Raw genomic sequence first — 21,123 nt, 5'->3', positions numbered from 1 at the left:
GGAATTACTTCTGTTAAATATGCCCAAACCCTCTTTAGCAAAGAGGGGCTAGGGGAGATTTGGCAATAATGATTAACGAAGAAAGTAACTGAATAAAGTTTTAATAGAGAAATAACCTATGACAGACAACCTTCAAGATGTAATTTCCCCAAAACTCGCTGTGGCGATTGCAAATCCAATATTTCCAGCGGTGGATAGCCTGTTACGTTCTGGTCGCCATATCAGCACGGAGCATTTAGATAATCACGCCTTTTTAATGGATTTCCAAAATGAATTAGATGGATTTTATCGCCGCTATAACGTGGAACTCATTCGTGCTCCAGAAGGCTTTTTCTATCTTCGTCCGAAAGCAACGACATTAATTGCGCGTTCAGTACTTTCTGAGCTGGAAATGCTTGTTGGTAAAGTGCTTTGTTATCTTTATTTAAGCCCAGAACGTTTAGCTCAACAGGGCATTTTCAGTACGCAAGAAGTATATGATGAATTATTAAATCTTGCTGATGAAGGAAAATTATTAAAAGCGGTTAATCAGCGTTCAAGTGGTTCTGACTTAGATAAACAAAAATTGGCAGAAAAAGTGCGAGCAGCAATCGGACGTTTACGTCGTTTAGGTATGATTCAAACTGTTGGCGAACAGAATAGTGGGAAATTTACGATTTCTGAATCTGTATTTCGTTTTGGTGCGGAAGTACGTAGCGGAGATGATCCATTAGAGGCGCAAGCTCGACTCATTCGTGATGGGGAAGCGGCAACACCTGAATCCTTAGCGTTGGAAAAACAAGCACAATTAATGGAAAACGATACGGAAAGTGCGGATGAAATTGACGAAGAATTTGACGGAGAACAAGAATAATGTCTGATGTTTTTGAATTAGAAAATGAAATCGAATTAGAGAACGATGAAGTCATTATGGAGAATGAAAACGTCGAAGAAATCGTTGAAGCACCTATGCCTTTTAGCATGACGGCAAACAATGGTGTAGAGCGTGGTAAATTCCGTTCTTTAACCTTAATTAACTGGAATGGTTTTTTTGCACGTACTTTCGATTTAGATGAATTAGTTACCACACTTTCTGGTGGTAACGGTGCAGGTAAATCAACCACAATGGCTGGATTTGTGACCGCATTAATTCCAGATTTAACCCTTTTACATTTCCGTAATACAACAGAGGCTGGCTCCACAGGCGGTTCTCGCGATAAAGGTTTACATGGTAAATTGCGTCCAGGTGTTTGTTACGCGGTATTAGATACCATTAACTCACGTCATCAACGTATTCTTGTTGGTGTGCGTCTGCAACAAATTGCAGGTCGTGATAAAAAAGTTGATTTAAAAACGTTTTCAATTCAAGGCGTCGAATTATCTCAAAATCCAACCGCACTTTTCACAGAAACCGTGGGCGAACGTCAAGTGCGCGTCCTTAATTTAAACGAACTCAAAGATAAAATTGAAAATATCGGTGCGCAATTCAAACAATATCATTCCATCACTGATTATCACGGCATGATGTTCGATTTAGGTATTATTCCGAAACGTTTACGTTCAGCATCAGATCGAAGCAAATTCTATAAACTTATCGAAGCGTCTTTATACGGCGGTATTTCCAGTGCAATCACACGTTCTTTACGTGACTATTTATTGCCAGAAAATTTAGGTGTGCGCAAAGCTTTCCAAGATATGGAAAGTGCATTGCGTGAGAACCGTATGACTTTAGAAGCGATTAAGGTCACGCAATCAGATCGCAATTTATTTAAACATTTAATTACTGAAACCACTAATTATGTTGCTTCGGATTATATGCGTAATGCGAATGAACGCCGTGGCAATATTGAGGCTGCATTAGAATCTCGTCGCGAGTGGTATAAAGCAAAAGCAGAGCAGAATTTATCTCAACATCGTTTAGTTGATTTAAGTCGAGAAGCGGCTGAATTGGCAGAAAATGAACGTACTTTAGAAGTTGATCACCAAAGTGCGGTTGATCATCTTAACTTAGTGTTAAACGCTTTGCGTCACCAAGAAAAAATCACGCGCTATCAAGAAGATATTGCAGAACTCACCGAGCGTTTAGAAGAACAAAAAATGGTGGTTGAAGATGCGAATGATGCGTTAGAAGAAAGCCAAGCTCAATTTGAGCAAACTGAAATCGAAATTGACGCTGTACGATCCCAATTAGCAGATTATCAACAAGCATTAGATGCCCAACAAACTCGTGCACTTCAATATCAACAAGCCATTGCAGCTCTTGAAAAAGCGAAAACATTATGCGGTTTAGCGGATTTAAGTGTTAAAAATGTAGAAGATTATCACACAGAATTTGAAGCCCATGCAGAAAGTTTGACTGAAACCGTACTTGAGCTTGAGCACAAAATGTCTATTTCTGAAGCAGCAAAATCTCAGTTCGATAAAGCGTATCAATTGGTATGCAAAATTGCGGGGGAAATGCCTCGTTCTGCGGCGTGGGAAAGTGCGAAAGAATTATTACGTGAATATCCAAGCCAAAAATTGCAGGCACAACAAACGCCACAACTTCGCACAAAATTACATGAACTTGAGCAACGTTATGCACAACAACAAAGTGCGGTCAAATTACTTAATGATTTTAATCAACGTGCTAATTTAAGTTTACAAACGGCAGAAGAATTAGAGGATTATCACGCAGAGCAAGAAGCGTTGATTGAAGATATTTCAGCAAGACTTTCAGAACAAGTGGAAAACCGTTCTACGCTTCGTCAAAAACGTGAAAATTTAACCGCACTTTATGGTGAAAATGCGCGTAAAGCCCCGGCTTGGCTGACAGCTCAAGCTGCATTAGAACGCTTAGAGCAACAAAGTGGCGAGACGTTTGAACATAGCCAAGATGTGATGAACTTTATGCAATCACAACTTGTGAAAGAACGTGAACTAACGATGCAACGTGATCAACTTGAACAAAAACGTTTGCAATTAGATGAACAAATTTCTCGTTTAAGTCAGCCAGATGGTTCAGAAGATCCACGTTTAAATATGCTGACAGAACGTTTTGGTGGGGTGTTGCTTTCAGAGCTTTACGATGATGTAACCATTGAAGATGCGCCTTATTTTTCCGCACTTTACGGGCCTGCACGTCATGCTATTGTTGTGCGTGATCTCAATGCTGTGCGTGAACAACTTGCGCAATTAGAAGATTGTCCTGATGATTTGTATTTAATTGAAGGCGATCCTACCGCATTTGACGACAGCGTATTATCCGCACAAGAACTAGAGCTAGGTGTTGTGGTGCAAGTTTCTGATCGGGAATTACGCTATTCAAGATTCCCTGAAATCCCATTATTTGGGCGTGCAGCACGTGAAAAACGTTTAGAAGAATTACAAATTGAACGTGATGAAGTGGCAGAACAACATGCACAAATTGCGTTTGATGTACAAAAATGCCAACGTTTACACGAACATTTCAGCCAATTTGTTGGGTTGCATTTGGCGCTTGCGTTCCAGCCAAACCCAGAAGCGTTAATGTCTGAAATTAATCGCGAACGCAATGAAATTGATCGTGAATTAAACCAATTTAATAGCGGCGAACAACAATTACGCATTCAATTAGATAATGCAAAAGAAAAACTGCAATTACTCAACAAGTTAATTCCACAACTCAATGTATTAGCTGATGAAGATTTAATTGATCGTATTGAAGAATGTCGCGAGCAATTAGATATTGCAGAGCAAGATGAATATTTTATTCGTCAGTATGGCGTAACGTTGTCACAATTAGAGCCGATTGCAAATAGTTTACAAAGTGATCCAGAAAATTACGACGGCTTAAAAAATGAATTAACTCAAGCGATTGAGCGTCAAAAACAAGTTCAACAACGTGCATTTGCTTTAGCTGATGTTGTACAACGTAAACCGCATTTTGGTTATGAAGATGCAGGGCAGGCTGAAACTTCTGAACTTAATGAAAAACTTCGCCAACGTTTAGAACAAATGCAGGCTCAGCGAGATATGCAACGTGAGCAAGTTCGTCAAAAACAAAGTCAATTTGCAGAATATAATCGCGTATTGATTCAGTTACAAAGCTCTTACGATAGTAAATATCAGCTCTTAAATGAGTTGATTGGTGAAATTAGCGATCTTGGCGTGAGAGCTGATGATGGTGCTGAAGAACGTGCCCGTATCCGTCGTGATGAATTACATCAACAACTTTCAACAAGCCGTCAGCGTCGTTCTTATGTAGAAAAACAACTGACATTAATTGAAAGTGAAGCGGACAACTTAAATCGTCTTATTCGTAAAACCGAACGTGATTATAAAACTCAACGTGAATTAGTTGTAGCAGCGAAAGTGAGTTGGTGTGTTGTTTTACGCTTATCCCGCAACTCTGATATGGAAAAACGCCTCAATCGCCGAGAACTTGCTTATTTATCTGCAGATGAATTACGTTCAATGTCGGATAAAGCATTAGGTGCGTTGCGTACAGCAGTGGCAGATAATGAATATCTACGTGATAGTCTAAGAGTGTCGGAAGATAGTCGCAAACCTGAAAATAAAGTGCGGTTCTTTATTGCGGTGTATCAGCATCTACGTGAACGTATTCGTCAAGACATTATTAAAACCAATGATCCGATTGATGCCATTGAACAGATGGAAATTGAGCTTTCTCGTTTAACCGCTGAATTAACTGGTCGTGAGAAAAAATTGGCAATCAGTTCTGAAAGTGTGGCGAATATTATGCGTAAGACAATTCAGCGTGAACAAAATCGTATTCGTATGCTCAATCAAGGTTTGCAAAACATCTCGTTTGGTCAAGTAAAATCTGTTCGTTTGGTAGTGAATATTCGTGATACCCATGCCATGTTGTTGGACGCACTTTCTGGTCAGCAAGATGAATATCAAGATTTATTCAACGATAACCGCATCACCTTTTCTGAAGCTATGGCGAAGCTCTATCAACGTATCAATCCACATATTGATATGGGGCAACGTACAGCACAAACAATCGGCGAAGAATTGTTAGATTACCGTAATTATCTTGAACTTGAAGTGGAAGTATTCCGTGGTGCTGATGGTTGGTTACGTGCAGAAAGTGGCGCACTTTCTACTGGTGAAGCTATCGGTACAGGTATGTCAATTCTCTTAATGGTTGTTCAAAGTTGGGAAGAAGAAAGCCGTCGAATTCGTGGTAAAGATATCGTGCCTTGTCGCTTGTTGTTCTTAGATGAAGCAGCGCGTTTAGACGGTAAATCTATTTCTACCTTATTTGAGCTTTGCGAACGTTTAGATATGCAGTTGCTTATTGCTGCGCCAGAAAACATTAGCCCGGAAAAAGGAACAACCTATAAACTCGTGCGTAAAATCGCAGGCAACCAAGAGCATGTACACGTTGTTGGTTTACGAGGATTCGGTGCGACAGAATAAAAAATAGAAGGGAAGTGCGGTTAAAATTTTAAGATTTTTGACCGCACTTAAGCCTTTAAGGAAGGAATAATGAAAATCTTTACATCAAAAAAAGGACAATTATCACAGCTGAAGCAGCAAAAATTTAAGCTGGAAAAGGATATTCAGCGTTTATTTGAAGAAAATCTTACCTTATTAAGTGGCTATATTTTTATTCGCTCAGAATTTTCTATTAAAAATTCGCGTATTGATACCTTAGCTTTTGATCCTGAAACTCAAGCCTTTGTCATTATTGAATATAAAAGACAACAAAATTCTAGTGTGGTTGATCAAGGGATTTCTTATCTTAATTTGATGCTTGAATATAAAGCTGATTTTATTGTGGAATATAATGAAAAGCAAAAAGCCCCACTTAAAAGAAATGATGTGGATTGGTCACAATCTAAGGTGATTTTTGTTTCACCTACTTTTAATGATTTCCAAATTCAAGCCACAAATTTTAAAGATTTACCTATTGAATTATGGGAAGTTAATCGCTTTGATAATGATATTATTACGCTCAATATTATTAATAAATCAAAATCAGCACCGAATATTAAAGCTGTTTCTATTGAAAAAAATGAAGAATTTTCTACATTAAAAGAAATAAAAGTTTATCAAGAATCTGATCACTTAAGTGATAAATCAGATTTTATTCAAGAACTATACGAAGATTTTAAACAAGGCATTTTAAATTTAGATCCTGATATCGAAATTAATACTAGAAAACTTTACATTGCATTCAAAAAAGATCGAAATATTGCAGATATTCGTATCCAACAAAAGAATTTAAAAATTTGGATTAATCTTCCTTATGGAGAGTTAGATGATCCTAAAAATTTAGCAAAAAATGTATCTAATACAGGTCACTGGGGGAATGGGGATTATGAAATTACCATTGAAAGTACCCAATATCTTGAATACATTATGAGTTTAATTAAACAAGCTATTAAGGATTAATAAATGCACAATCTTATTCTTGCCATTCTTTGTAGCGTAGCGGTTTCAGTTTTACTAAAAATTGCCCGTAAAAAAAATATTATTATTGAACAAGCTATCGCATTCAACTACATCACAGCCATTACTTTTAGTTATTTCTTACTCAAACCTGATTTTAAAGGCTTAGAATTTACTGATTATATTGTACAAAGCGAAAACTCACCCATTTTTTTAGCACTAGGTTTATTGCTACCTAGCGTGTTTATTATTATGTCAAAAGCGGTGGAGTTTGCTGGAATTGTACGTTCAGATGTAGCGCAACGGCTTTCGTTGTTTCTTCCCATTTTATCGGCGTTTTTAATTTTTCATGAAACACTAAGCCAATCTAAAATCATTGGCGTTGTATTAGCCTTTATTGGTTTATTTTGTTTATTAACTAAGCCAAATCAAGGACAAAGTGCGGTGAATTTTAAAGGTGTTTTAGGATTAATCGGTGTATGGTTCGGGTATGGCATTATTGATATTTTATTCAAGCAAGTTGCGAAAAGTGGCGGTGCATTTCCTGCTACATTGTTTATTTCCTTCTCGCTTGCAGCTTGCGTTATGTTTATCTATTTGTTCTTAAAACGTGCCCAATGGACAACATCAAGTGTAATTGGCGGTATCGTTTTAGGTGTATTGAATTTCTTTAATATTTTATTCTATATAAAAGCCCATCAAAGTTTTGCTGGAAATCCAACGCTTGTTTTTGCGGGAATGAATATTGGCGTGATTTGCTTGGGTACGATAATTGGCGCATTAGTTTTTAAAGAAAAAATCAGTAAGCTAAATTGGATAGGTATTATTTTTAGTTTATCAGCTATTTTCTGCCTATATTATTTAGATAAACTTATTGCGTAAAAGAGAGTAGTCATGGCAAAAGATTTCAGCTTTTTTATTTACGATTATGAAAGTTTTGGTGTAAATCCCGCAACAGATCGTCCTGCACAATTTGCGGGTATTCGTACAGACGCTGATTTTAATATTATTGGCGAACCAATAATGTTTTATTGTAAACAAACCAACGATTATTTACCGGCTCCTGAAGCGGTAATGGTAACAGGAATTACACCACAAGAATGTAATGAAAAGGGGCTTTCTGAGCCTGAATTTGCCGCAAACATTTTAGCAGAGTTTTCCCAACCCAATACTTGTGTCATGGGCTATAACAATATTCGCTATGATGATGAAATGACACGTTATACATTTTATCGTAATTTTATTGATCCCTATGAATATAGCTGGAAAAACGGGAATTCACGCTGGGATTTGTTAGATTTAGTACGAGCTTGTTATGCCTTGCGTCCAGAAGGGATTAATTGGGCTTATGACGATGATGGGATGCCAAGTTTCCGCTTAGAAAAACTCACTAAAGCAAATGGTATTGAGCATGAAAATGCTCATGATGCAATGGCGGATGTATATGCAACTATTGCTATGGCGAAATTAATTAAAGAAAAACAGCCTAAGTTATTCCAATATTTCTTTGAAAACCGTGGTAAAAAAGAAATTGAAAAGTTGGTTGATATAGGCTCAATGGCACCTTTAGTACATGTTTCTGGGATGTTAGGGAATTATCGTAGAAATTGCACTTGGGTTGCACCTTTAGCTTGGCATCCGACAAATCAAAATGCACTTATTGTTTGTGATTTAACTGGCGATATCGATAATTTATTAGTCAAAAGTGCGGATGAATTGCGGACAGATTTATATACCAAAAAATCGGAATTAGAAGAAAGGGGAGTTCCACCTGTTCCATTAAAGCTTGTGCATATCAATAAATGTCCTATTTTAGCGCCAGCCAAAACCTTGTTGCCAGAAACAGCAAATCGCTTGGGTATTGATCGTCAATTATGCTTGGATAATCTTGCAAAATTACGAGCATCTTTTGATATTCGTGAAAAAGTGACGGATATTTTTAATGAAGAACGTCAATTTGAATCAAATGATAATGTGGAAACTGAGCTATACAATGGCTTTTTCAGCAATGCTGATAAAAATAATATGTCTATTTTACGTAGTTTACCAGCAGAAAAATTAGCTGAACATGGTTTAGCTTTTGAAGATAAACGTATCCCTGAATTATTGTTCCATTATCGGGCTCGCCATTTTTATAAAACCCTTACACGCGCTGAACAAATTAAATGGCAGAAATATAGACAGAATAAACTTGAAAAAAGTGCGGTAGATTTTGAATCAAGTTTACAACGTTTAGCAGAGGAACATTCAGATAATCCTGAAAAACTATCTTTGTTACAACAAGTATATGAATATGGTACAAAACTACTAGGTTAGTCGATACGTTGTCACATTTTGTTAAAAAGCACGTTTTAAGAAAAATGTGCTTTTTTTGTTGTTTTTTCTGGGAAGAATTATCCCCAAAATTATTCAGATTTTACGTAGCGTAATCGCATAGATTTAGCTTATTTCACCTTTACATTGTCTTTACATTTCAATTCATCCATTCAATAACTCTATAAAACAACACGTTACAACGTGTTATCTAGCCTTATTTTGTCTTGTTTTGCTAGTATCCGTGACTTGTGCATAACTCTGTGATTTATTTAGTTCGTAGTTTTCGCTAACCTGATAACTGATTTCGTATAATGTATATTATGTTAAATTATAAAAATGCAAAGTAACTTTAATTATAGGTTATGAAGAGATTATTTCTCCTCTCTTAATTAGTTATACTTAATCAAATCATCACAGATAAGATGAACGAGTAAATTAATTTAGAGCCATACTATGACGTTTATTTACATTCATGGGTGTGAAAGTGCTACAGCATTTAAAGATTTATGCTTGATTGATAAAGATTTAGGTGATTTAGCCACTGCTACATAATGTAAATAATATAAGTTTCCTGTTTAGAACTTTTAACTTATTAAATAAAATACGTTTTCCATCAAGCAATCAAACTCCATAGTAAAAGTTTAGATGGGTGAAAAACTACCAAGCTGTTTTTTTTATGTATCTAAGTTCTCCACTAGCCCACCATTTTCGATTTTCTGATGTGTTATTTACTACCGTGTCAGCTAATACTTGCAACGTGTATTATCATTGAATTTCTTTATTCTTTTTTTGATATGACAAAGCGTTTAGGTATGATAAACGAAAAACTACTACCCTTCGTTTCAGTACTTTCAATATTTAAATGAGAATGATATTGTAATAAAGTATGCTTCACAATAGCCAGTCCTAAACCACTTCCACCAGTTAAATGGCTACGAGATTCATCAACTCTATAAAAACGTTCTGTTAAATGTGGAATATGCTGTGGTGATATGCCAACACCATTATCTATCACGTTAAATTTAATACCCTGTTCACAAGTTTCCCATTGAATTTGAATATGACACTGTTTACCAGAATGTTTAATAGCATTATAAATTAAATTTGAAACGGCACTTCTTAGTTGAAATTCATTTCCAAAAATAATGATATTAGGCTGAATAATAAATTCAATGTGATGATTATAAGTATTTAATATATCTGTATCTTTTCTTAAAGAATTTATCATGGCTGACATATCAAATGTACGAAAATCCTTATCTGAAGTTGTTTCTATTTTTGCTAAAAAATTAAATTGTTGTAATAGATGTTCCATTCGTTGGCTTTGCTCTTGCATTGCAAAAATAGCCTTTTTTTGTAGAGGGTTCTGAGTATTATTATCTGCAAGAATTTCTAAGTAACCTTGTAATACGGTTAATGGAGTACGTAGCTCGTGATTAATGTTACTCAAGAATTTTTGGCGTGAATTAAGTAAATGAATCATATCTGTAATATCTCGAGCGACCACTAAAATCATATGAGAATTATAAGCGTGCGACTGCACCTCAATATAACGTTGATTATAAGTTAATAGTACTAACGGTCGTCTTTTTTTTGACTGAAAAAAATAATGTTTAAATTGTTCATAAAAAATAACATCAAAAATATTTTTCTGGACTTTTTTATTCCAACAAAAATCAAACATCTGTTGCGCAATTGAATTACACCAAGAAATATTACCATTATGCTGACAGATAATAATTGCATCTGGTAAATACTTAATATTTTTATTTATTTGAGATAACAAACGTAAACTTGCACATTTTTCTTTGTAAATTCGATGACGATGGTAGGCTTCAGTTTGAGAGAATGTTCCTAATTGTAATAAAGAGAATTTATTATCTTGCTTTAAATTGAGATATTTGAGTAAACGATATTCATTAATATGATGCCAAGCTAAAATTAATAAAAGTATTATTGCAAACCAAAGAATAAAATCAGAAGTAAATAAGGAAATAATGATTGCCAAATTTATTTCAACAATAAAATTCAATATTTTTTTCATTGTTTATCTCGTAAATAACTAGAAAATCGATAACCGGATCCTCGAACTGTTTGGATGTAATGTTCACATTGAAAAGGGGCTAAATTGCGGCGTAAACGGCGAATATAGCTATCAACAGTGCGATATTCAACTTCTAGATCATTATGCCAAATACGATTTAACAATTGTTCTCTAGAATAAACTTTTTCAGGGTGCCTCATAAAAAAATGTAACAATTTAAATTCTGTACTACTTAAATTAATTTCCTGCTGTTGGAAAAACACTCTCTGAGCATTTTCATCAATGGAAAGTTCATCGATTTGTATAAATTGACTTTGTTGCTCATAAATTCTCCTCCATACTGCCTCAATGCGAGCTAATAAAATTTGAGGTGAAAAGGGTTTAGTGATGTAGTCATCAGCCCCTGCATTTAAACAGGTAATACAATCTTCTTCTGTACTTTTAGCTGTGAGCATAATAATGGGAATCGTAGCATAGCTTTCTTGCTTTTTAATATACTGTATAAATTGTATACCTGAACGACCAGGTAGCATCCAATCCAATAATATTAGTTTAGGATTTTCTTTTATCTTGTTTATCGCTGTTTTGAAATCGCTCGCTTCAATCACATCATAGTATTTTTGAGATAAAAACAGTGCGATCATTTCACGGATTGCACATTCATCTTCAACTATCAGAATTTTTCTTGTCATAATACTCCTTCATTTGATTTATGGCATAAAAGTGAAGTGAGAAATAATACATTCTCACCAAACTTTTACTTTTTAACTACCCCATTTTACCGCGAATATAATCTTCTGTACGTTGTATCTTAGGTCTATCAAAAATTTGTTGTGTTTGACCAAATTCAACTAATTCACCCAAATACATAAATGCCGTATAGTCGGAGCAACGTGTAGCTTGTTGCATATTATGAGTTACCATAACCACAGTATAATCTTGTTTTAACTCCGTAATGAGTTCTTCAATTTTCATAGTCGAAATAGGATCTAATGCCGAACAAGGTTCATCGAGCAACAACACACTAGGTTTAATAGCAATTCCTCGAGCAATGCACAAGCGTTGCTGTTGTCCGCCAGATAAACTATCTCCGCTTTTATGTAATTTATCTTTCACTTCATTCCAAAGAGCGGCCTTAGTCAATGCCCATTCTACTCGTTCATTCATCTTTTCTTTTGATAATTTTTCAAACAAACGAACACCGAATGCAATATTATCATAAATCGACATTGGAAATGGCGTTGGTTTTTGGAAAACCATACCAACCTTAGCACGAATCAGAGAAATATCCATCTTTGTTGTGAGTAAATTTTCACCGTCTAAATTAATTTCACCAGTAGCTTTTTGATTTGGATATAGCTCAAACATCCGATTAAAACTCCGCAATAAAGTAGATTTACCGCAACCTGAAGGACCAATAAAGGCGGTCACTTTATTCTTAGCGATACGTAAATTAATGTTTTTTAATGCATGAAAATCCTCATAGTAGAAATTTAGATTTTGCACAGCTATTTTGGTTTCTTGTAGACTAATCATATTGCCTCATTATTTTTTATGTTGAAAGAAGAGTCGAGTGAAAATGTTTAAGCAAAGCACAAATAATGTTACTAGAGCTGCACCTGCCCAAGCTAGATTATTCCAATCTGTAAAAGGACTTGCTGCATATTGATAAATAACTACAGGTAAATTTGCGATAGGTTCATTCATATTCCAAGATAGAAATTGATTAGACAGTGCGGTAAATAATAGTGGTGCAGTTTCTCCTGAAATTCGGGCAACTGCCAATAGCACGCCAGTTAAAATCCCTGATTTAGCTGCTCGATAACAAATCATCATAATAACTTGCCATTGAGAGCAACCAAGAGCTGCCGCTGCTTCACGTAAATTATTTGGTACAAGTAATAACATATTGTCCGTAGTGCGTACCACGATAGGAATAAGCAATAAAGCTAATGCGAATGCTCCAGCCCACCCTGAAAAATGCTCGATTTTTGATACATATAAGCTGTAAACAAACAAACCAATAATAATAGAAGGGGCAGAAAGAAGAATATCATTAAGAAAACGGGTAATTTGTGCGAAACGGCTATAACGACCATATTCTGCCAAATACGTCCCTGCCAATACCCCCATAGGAGTGCCTATCAATGTACCCGCACCGACAATAAAAAACGAACCAATCAGTGCATTTAACAATCCCCCTTTTTCATTAGGGGCAGGGGTAGATTGTGTGAATAAATCAATTGATAAAGCTGGAATGCCTTTGGTAATTAGAGTGAATAATATCCAACACAACCAAAATAAGCCGATAATTACTGAAATATAGGAAAGCCCTAACATTAATTTATTGTGTGTTTTACGCCAATAAAAACGCAAGTTTTGATTAGTTTTCATCTTATTTCCCTTTTGTTTGTTGCATTTTTGTAATCATTAATCTTGATAAAATCAATACCATAGTTGTGATAACAAAGAGGAGTAGTCCTAATTCCATCAATGCAGATTTTTGTAATCCACCTGCTTCATTAAATTCGTTAGCAATAGCAGATGCGATTGAGGTAGAAGGTGAAAATAAGGAACTAGGCAATTGAAACGCATTACCTATAATAAAAGTGATAGCCATTGTTTCGCCCAATGCTCTTCCCAATCCTAGCATCACACTCCCAACAAGCCCTATTCTAGTGTGTGGTACAATCACTTGTCGAACCACTTCCCAAGTGGTTGCACCTAATCCATAAGCACCTTCTTTTAACATTGGAGGTACTACACTAAAGACATCTCGCATTACGGATGCAATAAAAGGAATGATCATTATGGCAAGCACTAATCCTGCCGTAAATAAACCAACACCAAAAGGTACGCCAGAAAAAAATAATTCTAATCCAGGTAAATTACCCAAATTGTCAATTAGTACAGGCTGAATATGTTCTTGAAATAATGGAACGAAAACAAACAACCCCCACATTCCGTAAATAATAGAAGGAATTGCAGCTAGCATTTCAATTGCAATGCTTATAGGACGTTTTAGCCAATTGGGAGCTAGCTCCGTTAAAAAGATCGCAATACCAAATGAAATGGGTACTGCGATAAATAATGCGATACTCGCCGTAATAAGCGTACCTAAAATAGGAATAATTGCCCCATATTGTTCTTGTACAGGGTCCCAATATGTTTCTAATAGAAAACTCCCACCAAAACGTTTAATACTCTCCCAACTTCCTATGACTAAAGAAATTAAAATAGCAGCAAGCAAAATAAACACAAGCAAAGCAAAAAATTCCGTAGTGTGTTTGAATAATGATTCAATCCATGTTTGATTAAAATATTTCCGACTTTTTGTGAGCATAAGTATTTTCCAAAATTATTTAAGATAACCGCACTTTATTAATGTCAAGTGCCAGGTTTTGTATAAAGTGCGGTATAAAATAAAGAGATTTTATTGTTTTAGCTCTGTTTTCCATTGACTTTTAATGGTAGCTACCACATCAGCAGGAATTGGCACATAATCTAATTCAGTTGCCGCATCTTGCCCTCTTGAGAATGCCCAATCAAAAAAGGCTAATACATTTTTAGTTGTTTCAGGATTGTCAGAATATTTATTTAATAAAATAAAACTCGCTGCCGTAATTGGCCAAGATTTTTCCCCCGTTTCATTGGTTAATATAACACCCATTCCCGCCTTTTCGTGCCATTTTGCGTGACTTGCAGCTGCCATGAAACTTTCATTAGAAGGCTGTACAAATTGCCCTGCTTGATTTTGTAATGAAATCCAAGCAAGCTGATTTTGTTTGGCATAGGCATACTCTACATAACCAATGGAGTATTTCATTTGGCGAACATAAGAAGCAATTCCCTCATTCCCCTTTCCACCTTGACCTGTTAACCACTTCACTGATTTACCTTCACCAACTTGATTTTTCCAATCGTTCGAAATTTTAGATAGATAATTAGTGAAACCAAATGTTGTTCCAGAGCCGTCTGAACGATGAATCACAATAATGTTTTTATTTGGTAAAGGAAGCGTTGGATTTAATGCAACTAAGGCAGGATCGTTCCATTTTTTAATCTTACCAAGGAAGATTTCTGCTAACAGCTTACCTGATAACTTTAATTTACCAGATTTAATTTCAGGCAAATTAACAACAGGCACTATACCACCGATAACCGCAGGGAATTGGACTAGTTGGTGTTGTTGTAATAATTCGGATTTCATTGGATCGTCAGAGGCACCAAAATCAACCGTTTTTGCAATAATTTGCTGTTGTCCGCCGCCCGAACCGATGGATTGATAATTAACTTTATTCCCAGTTTCTTTCTCATATAAAGATGCCCACTTCGCATAAATTGGATAAGGGAAAGACGCTCCAGCACCAGTGATGCTATTAGCTTGAGCGAAAGGTAACGTACCTAAGGTTAAAACGATAATAAGATTTTTTTTCATTTTATGCATAAACATAACAAATTCTCCTTGAGTGTTATTTAGATTGCGTAGCGAAGTGTAGAAAATAATTGTGACAGTTTGATGACAATATGAAAAATTTTAAATGGATAATCAAAAGAAAGTAGTTATAAGAAAAGTACAGGTAAATTTGTACCGTGTTTTTCTAGTAGAATGATATTACATTTGTCAATTAATTGATAACGATCTTTAGGTTTAATAAAAGTTGGTAAGTTTTGTTCAGTCGGTTTCAATTTTAAAATACCCTGAATAATTACCTTACTTTCCTGTTTCCACATCTGAAAAGTTACAAGCAATTCGGATGTAATAGAGTTTTTGGCGTTTACCGCAGCCATTATTTATCGTTAAAGAATTTGGTTTTATCACCTTTCAATGTCATTTTCTACATTCAGATTTGACACATTGAAAACTCAGCAGAATGATTATACGCAGCCGAAACTTAATGAATGATGCCTTTTACTTTGTGTCAATCTGCTGGATTTTTGCCTAAAGTTTCAGGATCGTATGTGCAATAAGAAATAAATTTTGCAAACCAAAGCTAAATAGGACTTTGCGTGACAGATATGCAAATAGTTATTGGGCTTAGGCTGAAAATGGGTATGAACTCTTTCATGTTTACTCGATAATCTAAATTTTCATCCAAATCTAAGGAGGAAAATAAAGGCATATCTAATACTAATTTAAAATTTGTTAGTTTCATTGTGACAACGTCATATTTAATTTATATATCATTATGTAAATGATAATAATTGTTTTTTATTTTTCTTTTTAAAATTAATGAGTTATATAAAATTTTTTTGATAAAAAACTTGCAATTATCATTTGTGAATTTAAAATGATTGCCGCAAATTACGCTTTATTGCATTTTATCAATCAAAATGGAAAGGAATTAGTTATGCTTAATCAAATAATCATAAACAAGCTGAACGACCAAATTAATTTAGAGTTCTACTCTTCTAATGTTTACTTACAAATGAGTGCATGGTGTTCAAAACACGGTTATGAAGGTGCTGCTGCCTTCTTACTTCGTCATGCTGATGAAGAATTAGAACATATGCAAAAACTGTTTAATTACGTAAGTGAAACTAGCGGTATGCCTCTTTTAGGAAAAATTGATGCACCTAAACATGATTATTCTTCATTAAGAGAAGTTTTTGAAATAACTTTAGAACATGAAAAATTAGTCACTTCAAAAATCAATGAATTAGTTGAAGTTACTTTTGAAAGCAAAGACTACTCTGCTTTTAACTTTTTGCAGTGGTATGTAGCAGAACAGCATGAAGAAGAAAAATTATTTAGTGGAATTATTGATAGATTTAATCTTGTTGGCGAAGATGGCAAAGGATTATTCTTTATTGATCGTGAACTCGCAACTTTGGAATAGATAGGAGAAAATAATATGTTATCAGAAAATGTAGTAAAACTATTAAACGATCAAATGAATTTAGAGTTTTATTCTTCTAATTTATATTTACAAATGAGTGCTTGGTGCGATCAGCAAGGCTTTGAAGGCACGGCAAAATTCTTATCAGTTCATGCAGCTGAAGAAATGCAACATATGCGTAAATTGTTTACTTATTTAAATGAAACTGGCTCACGTGCTGTAATTTCTGCAATTGAAGCACCTGCACATGAATATAAATCATTAAAAGAAGTAATTGAAACTACCTATGAGCATGAAAAATTAATTACCAGTAAAATCAATGAATTAGTAGGTAAAACCTTTGAAGAAAAAGACTACTCTGCATTTAATTTCTTACAATGGTATGTGGAAGAACAACATGAAGAAGAAAAATTATTTAGTAGTATTTTAGATAAATTAAATCTTCTTGGAGAAGATGGCAAAAGCTTGTTCTTAATCGATAAGGATTTAGGTAATCTCGCTACCGAAGCCTAATTATAGATCATCAAATCTGGCAGAGCTTTTATTTAAAATAATGTGTCTGCCAGATTATTTTAATTCCAAATTTTCTAAAAATATTTTCTATTAGATAATTACAGAGCGTAATCTTTATTTCCAATCTTATCAAAACATATTGCTTACCTTATCGTCGTGTTTTTCCTCAATTATCTTTGTCAGATGAAGATAACAATAATATTTCTGCAAAAATATTAGAAGTGATAAATCAGCAAAATATAGAATATTATGGAGGTCGCCCTTGGGCAAAGGAATAAAAAACACATTTTTTAATCAAAAAACATAAAAAATTAAAATCAGGCTTGACTTATTCCTTTTGCACTAGTTTAATAGTACAAAATTTCCAAAAGGATAAATAAATATGAATATTCAAGCTCAAGCCTTTATTGCAGTGACAGCGCAACCCATTCCCTATTATGCTGACACCACCGCTATTTTTAATACACTTTGCCAACCAAATTCAAATTCTCTTCTACTCGATTCTGCCGAAATCGGGAGTAAAAACAGTTTACAAAGCCTTATCTTAGTCAATTCTGCGATTAAAATAACGTGCTTAGGTCACAACGTCACATTTAAAGCATTAAATGAGAATGGAAAACAAGTTTTAAAAGAAATTTATCCAAAATTAACCGCACTTGGGAAAATAAGTGCGGTCAATTTTGAAGAAGAATTTTCTGTACAATTTTCGCCACTTGATAATCAACTCGATGAAGATAGCAAATTACAATCTGCCACTATTTTTGACGGACTGCGTGTTATTTCTACTCTTTATCAGCATAGCCAAACGCCTATTTTCTTAGGCGGATTATTTGCTTACGATCTCGTCGCAAATTTTATTCCAATGGATGGTATTACATTGCAAAATGATGGTATCGACTGCCCTGATTACAGTTTCTATCTTGCCGAATACCTCATTACTATCGATCATCAAAATCAACAAGCGACACTCAAAAGTTTCTGTTTTGCTCAAGAAGAACAAGTCAATATTGCGAAAACCTCGCTTTCTATCGCGCAAAAACTAAAAAATATTGATAACGTTCTTTCTATTAAAGCAGCAAGTGATGAAGTTAAAACAAACTTTAACGATCCTGAATTTACTGGCATTGTAAAAGCCTTAAAATATCACATTAACATTGGTGATGTCTTCCAAATTGTGCCCTCTCGTCGTTTTTCCCTTGCTTGCCCGAATACATTAGCCAGTTATGCTCAACTCAAACAAAATAATCCAAGCCCTTATATGTTCTATATGAATGATGAAGACTTTATTTTGTTTGGTGCATCGCCAGAAAGTGCGTTGAAATATGAACCAGAAAATCGTCAGTTAGAAATTTACCCCATCGCAGGTTCACGCCCTCGTGGTTTTGATGCTCACGGCAATATCGATCCCGAATTGGATGCTCGTTTAGAACTAGAACTTCGCCTTGATCACAAAGAACAAGCGGAACATTTAATGTTGGTTGATTTAGCACGTAACGACATTGCTCGAGTTTGCCAAAGTGGTACCCGTAAAGTGGCTGAATTAATGCAAGTGGATCGCTATTCTCACATCATGCATTTGGTCTCTCGTGTAGTGGGTAAATTACGCCCTGAGTTAGATGCGCTTCACGCCTATCAAGCCTGTATGAATATGGGCACATTAACTGGTGCGCCAAAAATCAAAGCAATGCAGCTTATTTATCAATTTGAGCAACAAAAACGCCATAGTTACGGTGGTGCGGTGGGTTATCTCACGTCCGATGGACATTTTGATACCTGTATCGTGATCCGTTCTGCTTTCGTACAAAATGGGGTAGCCCATGTGCAAGCAGGTTGCGGCGAAGTATTGGATTCTGATCCACAAATGGAAGCCGATGAAACACGCCACAAAGCCGCAGCTGTCTTAAAAGCAATTCGTCAAGTTAATATACAAGCAAAATAAGGAAGAATTATTATGGCTAATATTTTATTTTTAGATAACTTCGATTCCTTTACTTACAATCTTGTGGATCAATTTCGTGTATTATGTCACAACGTCACAATTTATCGCAATGACTGCGACTTAGAAAAACTGATAGAAACCGCACTTAATACACCTGATACCATTCTTGCGCTTTCTCCTGGGCCAGGAACGCCATCAGAAGCAGGGATTTTACTGCCATTGATCGAACGTTTAAAAAATCAAGTACCGATTATTGGAATTTGTTTAGGGCATCAAGCGTTGATTCAAGCCTTTGGTGGTAACGTTGTTCATGCTGGCGAAGTATTGCATGGTAAAGTTTCTCGTATCACTCATGATAACGAAGCCATGTTTAAAGATCTTGCTAATCCAATGCCTGTGGCGCGTTATCATTCTTTAATGGGACAAAATTTACCACAAGAATTTGTCGTCAATGCGGAATATAATGGCATTATTATGGCAATTCGTCATCGTGATTTACCCATTTGCGCATTTCAATTCCATCCTGAGAGTATTTTAACTGTGCAAGGTTCACAATTATTACAACAATCAATTGAATGGTTGTTAAATAGATAAGACAGAAAAAAGTGCGGTAATTTTTAACCGCACTTTAAAGGAGAAAATATGATCACTGTATTCGGACTTAAATCCAAACTTTCACCACGTCGTGAAAAACTTGCGGAAGTAATTTATAACAGTCTTCATCTCGGCTTAGACATTCCAAAAGGCAAACACGCGATTCGTTTTTTGTGCTTAGAAAAAGAGGATTTTTACTACCCTTTTGACCGCAGCGATGATTACACGGTCATCGAAATTAACCTGATGGCTGGTCGTATGGAAGGTACGAAAAAACGCTTGATAAAAATGCTGTTTAGCGAGCTAGAGTACAAACTCGGCATTCGAGCTCACGATGTGGAAATTACGATTAAAGAACAGCCTGCACATTGCTGGGGATTCCGTGGAATGACAGGCGATGAAGCGCGCGATTTAGATTACGATATTTATGTTTAATAAAATATAGAAAATTAACAAATCCACATACAAATAAAAACAGGAATAGACTATGCAACACGAACAACTTTTAGAACAACTTTACAACGGACAAACACTCAATAAAGCAGAAAGTGCGGTCATTTTTAACGCCATTATGCAAGGAGAACTCAATAACGAACAAATTGCAGCTATGCTGATTGCGTTAAAAGTACGTGGTGTCAGCATTGATGAATTAAGTGGTACGGTATCAGCATCCTTACAAAATGCTAAAGCATTTCCATATCCAGACTACCCTTTTGCGGATATTGTAGGAACAGGAGGCGATGGTCAAAACACTATTAATATTTCTACAGCTAGTGCCATTGTTGCAGCATCAATGGGAGCAAAGATAGCAAAACATGGCAATCGTAGCGTATCAAGTAAATCAGGTGCCAGTGATGTATTAACGGCACTTGGCGTTAATGTGAACGTCACACCAGAGCAAGCTCGACAAGCATTAGATGAAATTGGTGTCTGCTTTTTATTTGCTCAACAATATCATTCTGGTTTCCGCCATGTTGCACCAGTCCGTGCATCTTTAAAAACGTGCACTATCTTTAATATTTTAGGGCCGCTTATCAATCCTGCTCGCCCAACTTATCATTTACTTGGCGTGTATGCACCTGAATTAGTAAAAACCTATGCTGAAACCGCAGTTGTCTTAGAACATCAACATTCCTTTGTTGTACATGGTTCTGGCTTAGATGAAGTCGCATTGCACGGCGAAACACAAGTGGCCGAAATTAAAAATGGCAAAATTGAATATATCACTTTAACGCCTGAAGATTTTGGCTTAAAAACACAATCCCTAGAAAGCCTTCGCGGCGGCGAACCACAAGAAAATGCCCAAATACTCACCGCACTTTTACAAGGCAAAGGAAAAGCTGAACACGCAAATGCTGTCGCAGCAAATACAGCATTATTATTAAAATTATTCGGTTACAATGATTTAAAACAAAATGTGCAAAATGTGTTAGCTCATCTCGCATCTGGTAAAGCGTTTGAAACACTACAAAACTTAACGAAATATTAATGTTGCTATAACTACAACTAGAAGAAAA

The 21,123-nt window shown here is 35.5% G+C and carries 18 protein-coding genes and 1 pseudogene; 11 read left to right on the top strand and 8 right to left on the bottom strand.

Annotation, left to right across the window (positions count from 1 at the left end):
- Positions 1-118 precede the first annotated feature (118 nt).
- The 5 genes from mukE (at position 119) to sbcB (ending at position 8,676) form a co-directional block, all read left to right on the top strand.
- The gene (gene mukE / locus ACPT8Q_RS06530) at positions 119-853 is read left to right on the top strand and encodes a chromosome partition protein MukE (protein ID WP_005637804.1); all 735 of its coding nucleotides are present in this window, start codon (positions 119-121) and stop codon (positions 851-853) included.
- On the top strand, positions 853-5,385 hold the full coding sequence (mukB, locus tag ACPT8Q_RS06525; RefSeq protein ID WP_050949201.1) for a chromosome partition protein MukB: 4,533 nt from the start codon (positions 853-855) through the stop codon (positions 5,383-5,385). The genes mukE and mukB overlap by 1 nt, the downstream gene beginning before the upstream one ends.
- 69 nt (positions 5,386-5,454) lie before the next feature.
- A complete protein-coding gene (locus tag ACPT8Q_RS06520) occupies positions 5,455-6,363 on the top strand; it encodes a DUF5655 domain-containing protein (RefSeq protein WP_021035187.1) in 909 nt (302 codons plus the stop codon).
- Positions 6,364-6,366: 3 nt separating this feature from the next.
- A complete protein-coding gene (locus ACPT8Q_RS06515) occupies positions 6,367-7,242 on the top strand; it encodes a DMT family transporter (RefSeq protein ID WP_050949200.1) in 876 nt (291 codons plus the stop codon).
- A 12-nt stretch (positions 7,243-7,254) separates the two neighbouring features.
- Positions 7,255-8,676, top strand: a complete 1,422-nt coding sequence (gene sbcB / locus ACPT8Q_RS06510; protein WP_050949199.1) for an exodeoxyribonuclease I — start codon at positions 7,255-7,257, stop codon at positions 8,674-8,676.
- Between the two features lie 778 nt (positions 8,677-9,454).
- Here sbcB and phoR read toward each other — a convergent pair.
- The 8 genes and pseudogenes from phoR to ACPT8Q_RS06470 form a co-directional block, all read right to left on the bottom strand.
- Positions 9,455-10,720 (bottom strand): phosphate regulon sensor histidine kinase PhoR, encoded by a 1,266-nt coding sequence (gene phoR, locus ACPT8Q_RS06505; RefSeq protein WP_050949198.1) that lies wholly within the window; start codon positions 10,718-10,720, stop codon positions 9,455-9,457.
- Entirely contained in the window at positions 10,717-11,412 is a 696-nt protein-coding gene (gene phoB / locus ACPT8Q_RS06500) for a phosphate regulon transcriptional regulator PhoB (RefSeq protein ID WP_425627512.1), read from the bottom strand. Before phoB ends, phoR begins: the two co-directional genes overlap by 4 nt.
- Before the next feature lie 76 nt (positions 11,413-11,488).
- Positions 11,489-12,256, bottom strand: coding sequence for a phosphate ABC transporter ATP-binding protein PstB (gene pstB / locus ACPT8Q_RS06495; protein ID WP_021035192.1), 768 nt, complete (start codon positions 12,254-12,256; stop codon positions 11,489-11,491).
- A gap of 9 nt (positions 12,257-12,265) precedes the next feature.
- Positions 12,266-13,114: a phosphate ABC transporter permease PstA gene (gene pstA / locus ACPT8Q_RS06490; protein ID WP_021035193.1), complete on the bottom strand. Its 849-nt coding sequence runs from the start codon at positions 13,112-13,114 to the stop codon at positions 12,266-12,268.
- Between the two features lies 1 nt (position 13,115).
- Positions 13,116-14,063 (bottom strand): phosphate ABC transporter permease subunit PstC, encoded by a 948-nt coding sequence (gene pstC / locus ACPT8Q_RS06485; protein ID WP_050949197.1) that lies wholly within the window; start codon positions 14,061-14,063, stop codon positions 13,116-13,118.
- Between the two features lie 90 nt (positions 14,064-14,153).
- Positions 14,154-15,158 (bottom strand): phosphate ABC transporter substrate-binding protein PstS, encoded by a 1,005-nt coding sequence (gene pstS / locus ACPT8Q_RS06480; protein ID WP_076773452.1) that lies wholly within the window; start codon positions 15,156-15,158, stop codon positions 14,154-14,156.
- Positions 15,159-15,283: 125 nt separating this feature from the next.
- A complete protein-coding gene (locus tag ACPT8Q_RS06475; protein WP_154698793.1) occupies positions 15,284-15,454 on the bottom strand; it encodes a hypothetical protein in 171 nt (56 codons plus the stop codon).
- Positions 15,438-15,509 (bottom strand): annotated as a pseudogene (locus ACPT8Q_RS06470) (YcgN family cysteine cluster protein); the annotation flags it as partial. The pseudogene ACPT8Q_RS06470 and the gene ACPT8Q_RS06475, both read right to left, overlap by 17 nt.
- A gap of 562 nt (positions 15,510-16,071) precedes the next feature.
- Here ACPT8Q_RS06470 and ftnA (ACPT8Q_RS06465) point away from each other — a divergent pair.
- From ftnA (ACPT8Q_RS06465) to trpD, 6 genes are all read left to right on the top strand, one after another.
- Positions 16,072-16,560, top strand: a complete 489-nt coding sequence (ftnA, locus tag ACPT8Q_RS06465) for a non-heme ferritin (protein ID WP_041175333.1) — start codon at positions 16,072-16,074, stop codon at positions 16,558-16,560.
- Positions 16,561-16,575: 15 nt separating this feature from the next.
- Complete coding sequence (gene ftnA, locus ACPT8Q_RS06460) at positions 16,576-17,073, top strand: non-heme ferritin (RefSeq protein WP_050949194.1); 498 nt, start codon at positions 16,576-16,578, stop codon at positions 17,071-17,073.
- Positions 17,074-17,455: 382 nt separating this feature from the next.
- Positions 17,456-19,012: an anthranilate synthase component I gene (gene trpE / locus ACPT8Q_RS06455; protein ID WP_050949193.1), complete on the top strand. Its 1,557-nt coding sequence runs from the start codon at positions 17,456-17,458 to the stop codon at positions 19,010-19,012.
- A 12-nt stretch (positions 19,013-19,024) separates the two neighbouring features.
- Positions 19,025-19,606, top strand: coding sequence for an aminodeoxychorismate/anthranilate synthase component II (locus ACPT8Q_RS06450; RefSeq protein ID WP_050949192.1), 582 nt, complete (start codon positions 19,025-19,027; stop codon positions 19,604-19,606).
- Positions 19,607-19,654: 48 nt separating this feature from the next.
- Positions 19,655-20,041 carry a tautomerase family protein gene (locus tag ACPT8Q_RS06445; RefSeq protein ID WP_050949191.1) on the top strand — a complete coding sequence of 129 codons (387 nt, stop codon included), beginning with the start codon at positions 19,655-19,657 and terminating at the stop codon, positions 20,039-20,041.
- Positions 20,042-20,093: 52 nt separating this feature from the next.
- Positions 20,094-21,095 (top strand): anthranilate phosphoribosyltransferase, encoded by a 1,002-nt coding sequence (gene trpD, locus ACPT8Q_RS06440; protein ID WP_061671205.1) that lies wholly within the window; start codon positions 20,094-20,096, stop codon positions 21,093-21,095.
- Positions 21,096-21,123 lie beyond the last annotated feature (28 nt).

It is taken from the genome of Haemophilus sp. HN_Hi10 (assembly GCF_049821985.1).
Lineage (GTDB): Bacteria > Pseudomonadota > Gammaproteobacteria > Enterobacterales > Pasteurellaceae > Haemophilus > Haemophilus influenzae_D.
This window is presented reverse-complemented; position numbering and strand designations above follow the sequence as displayed.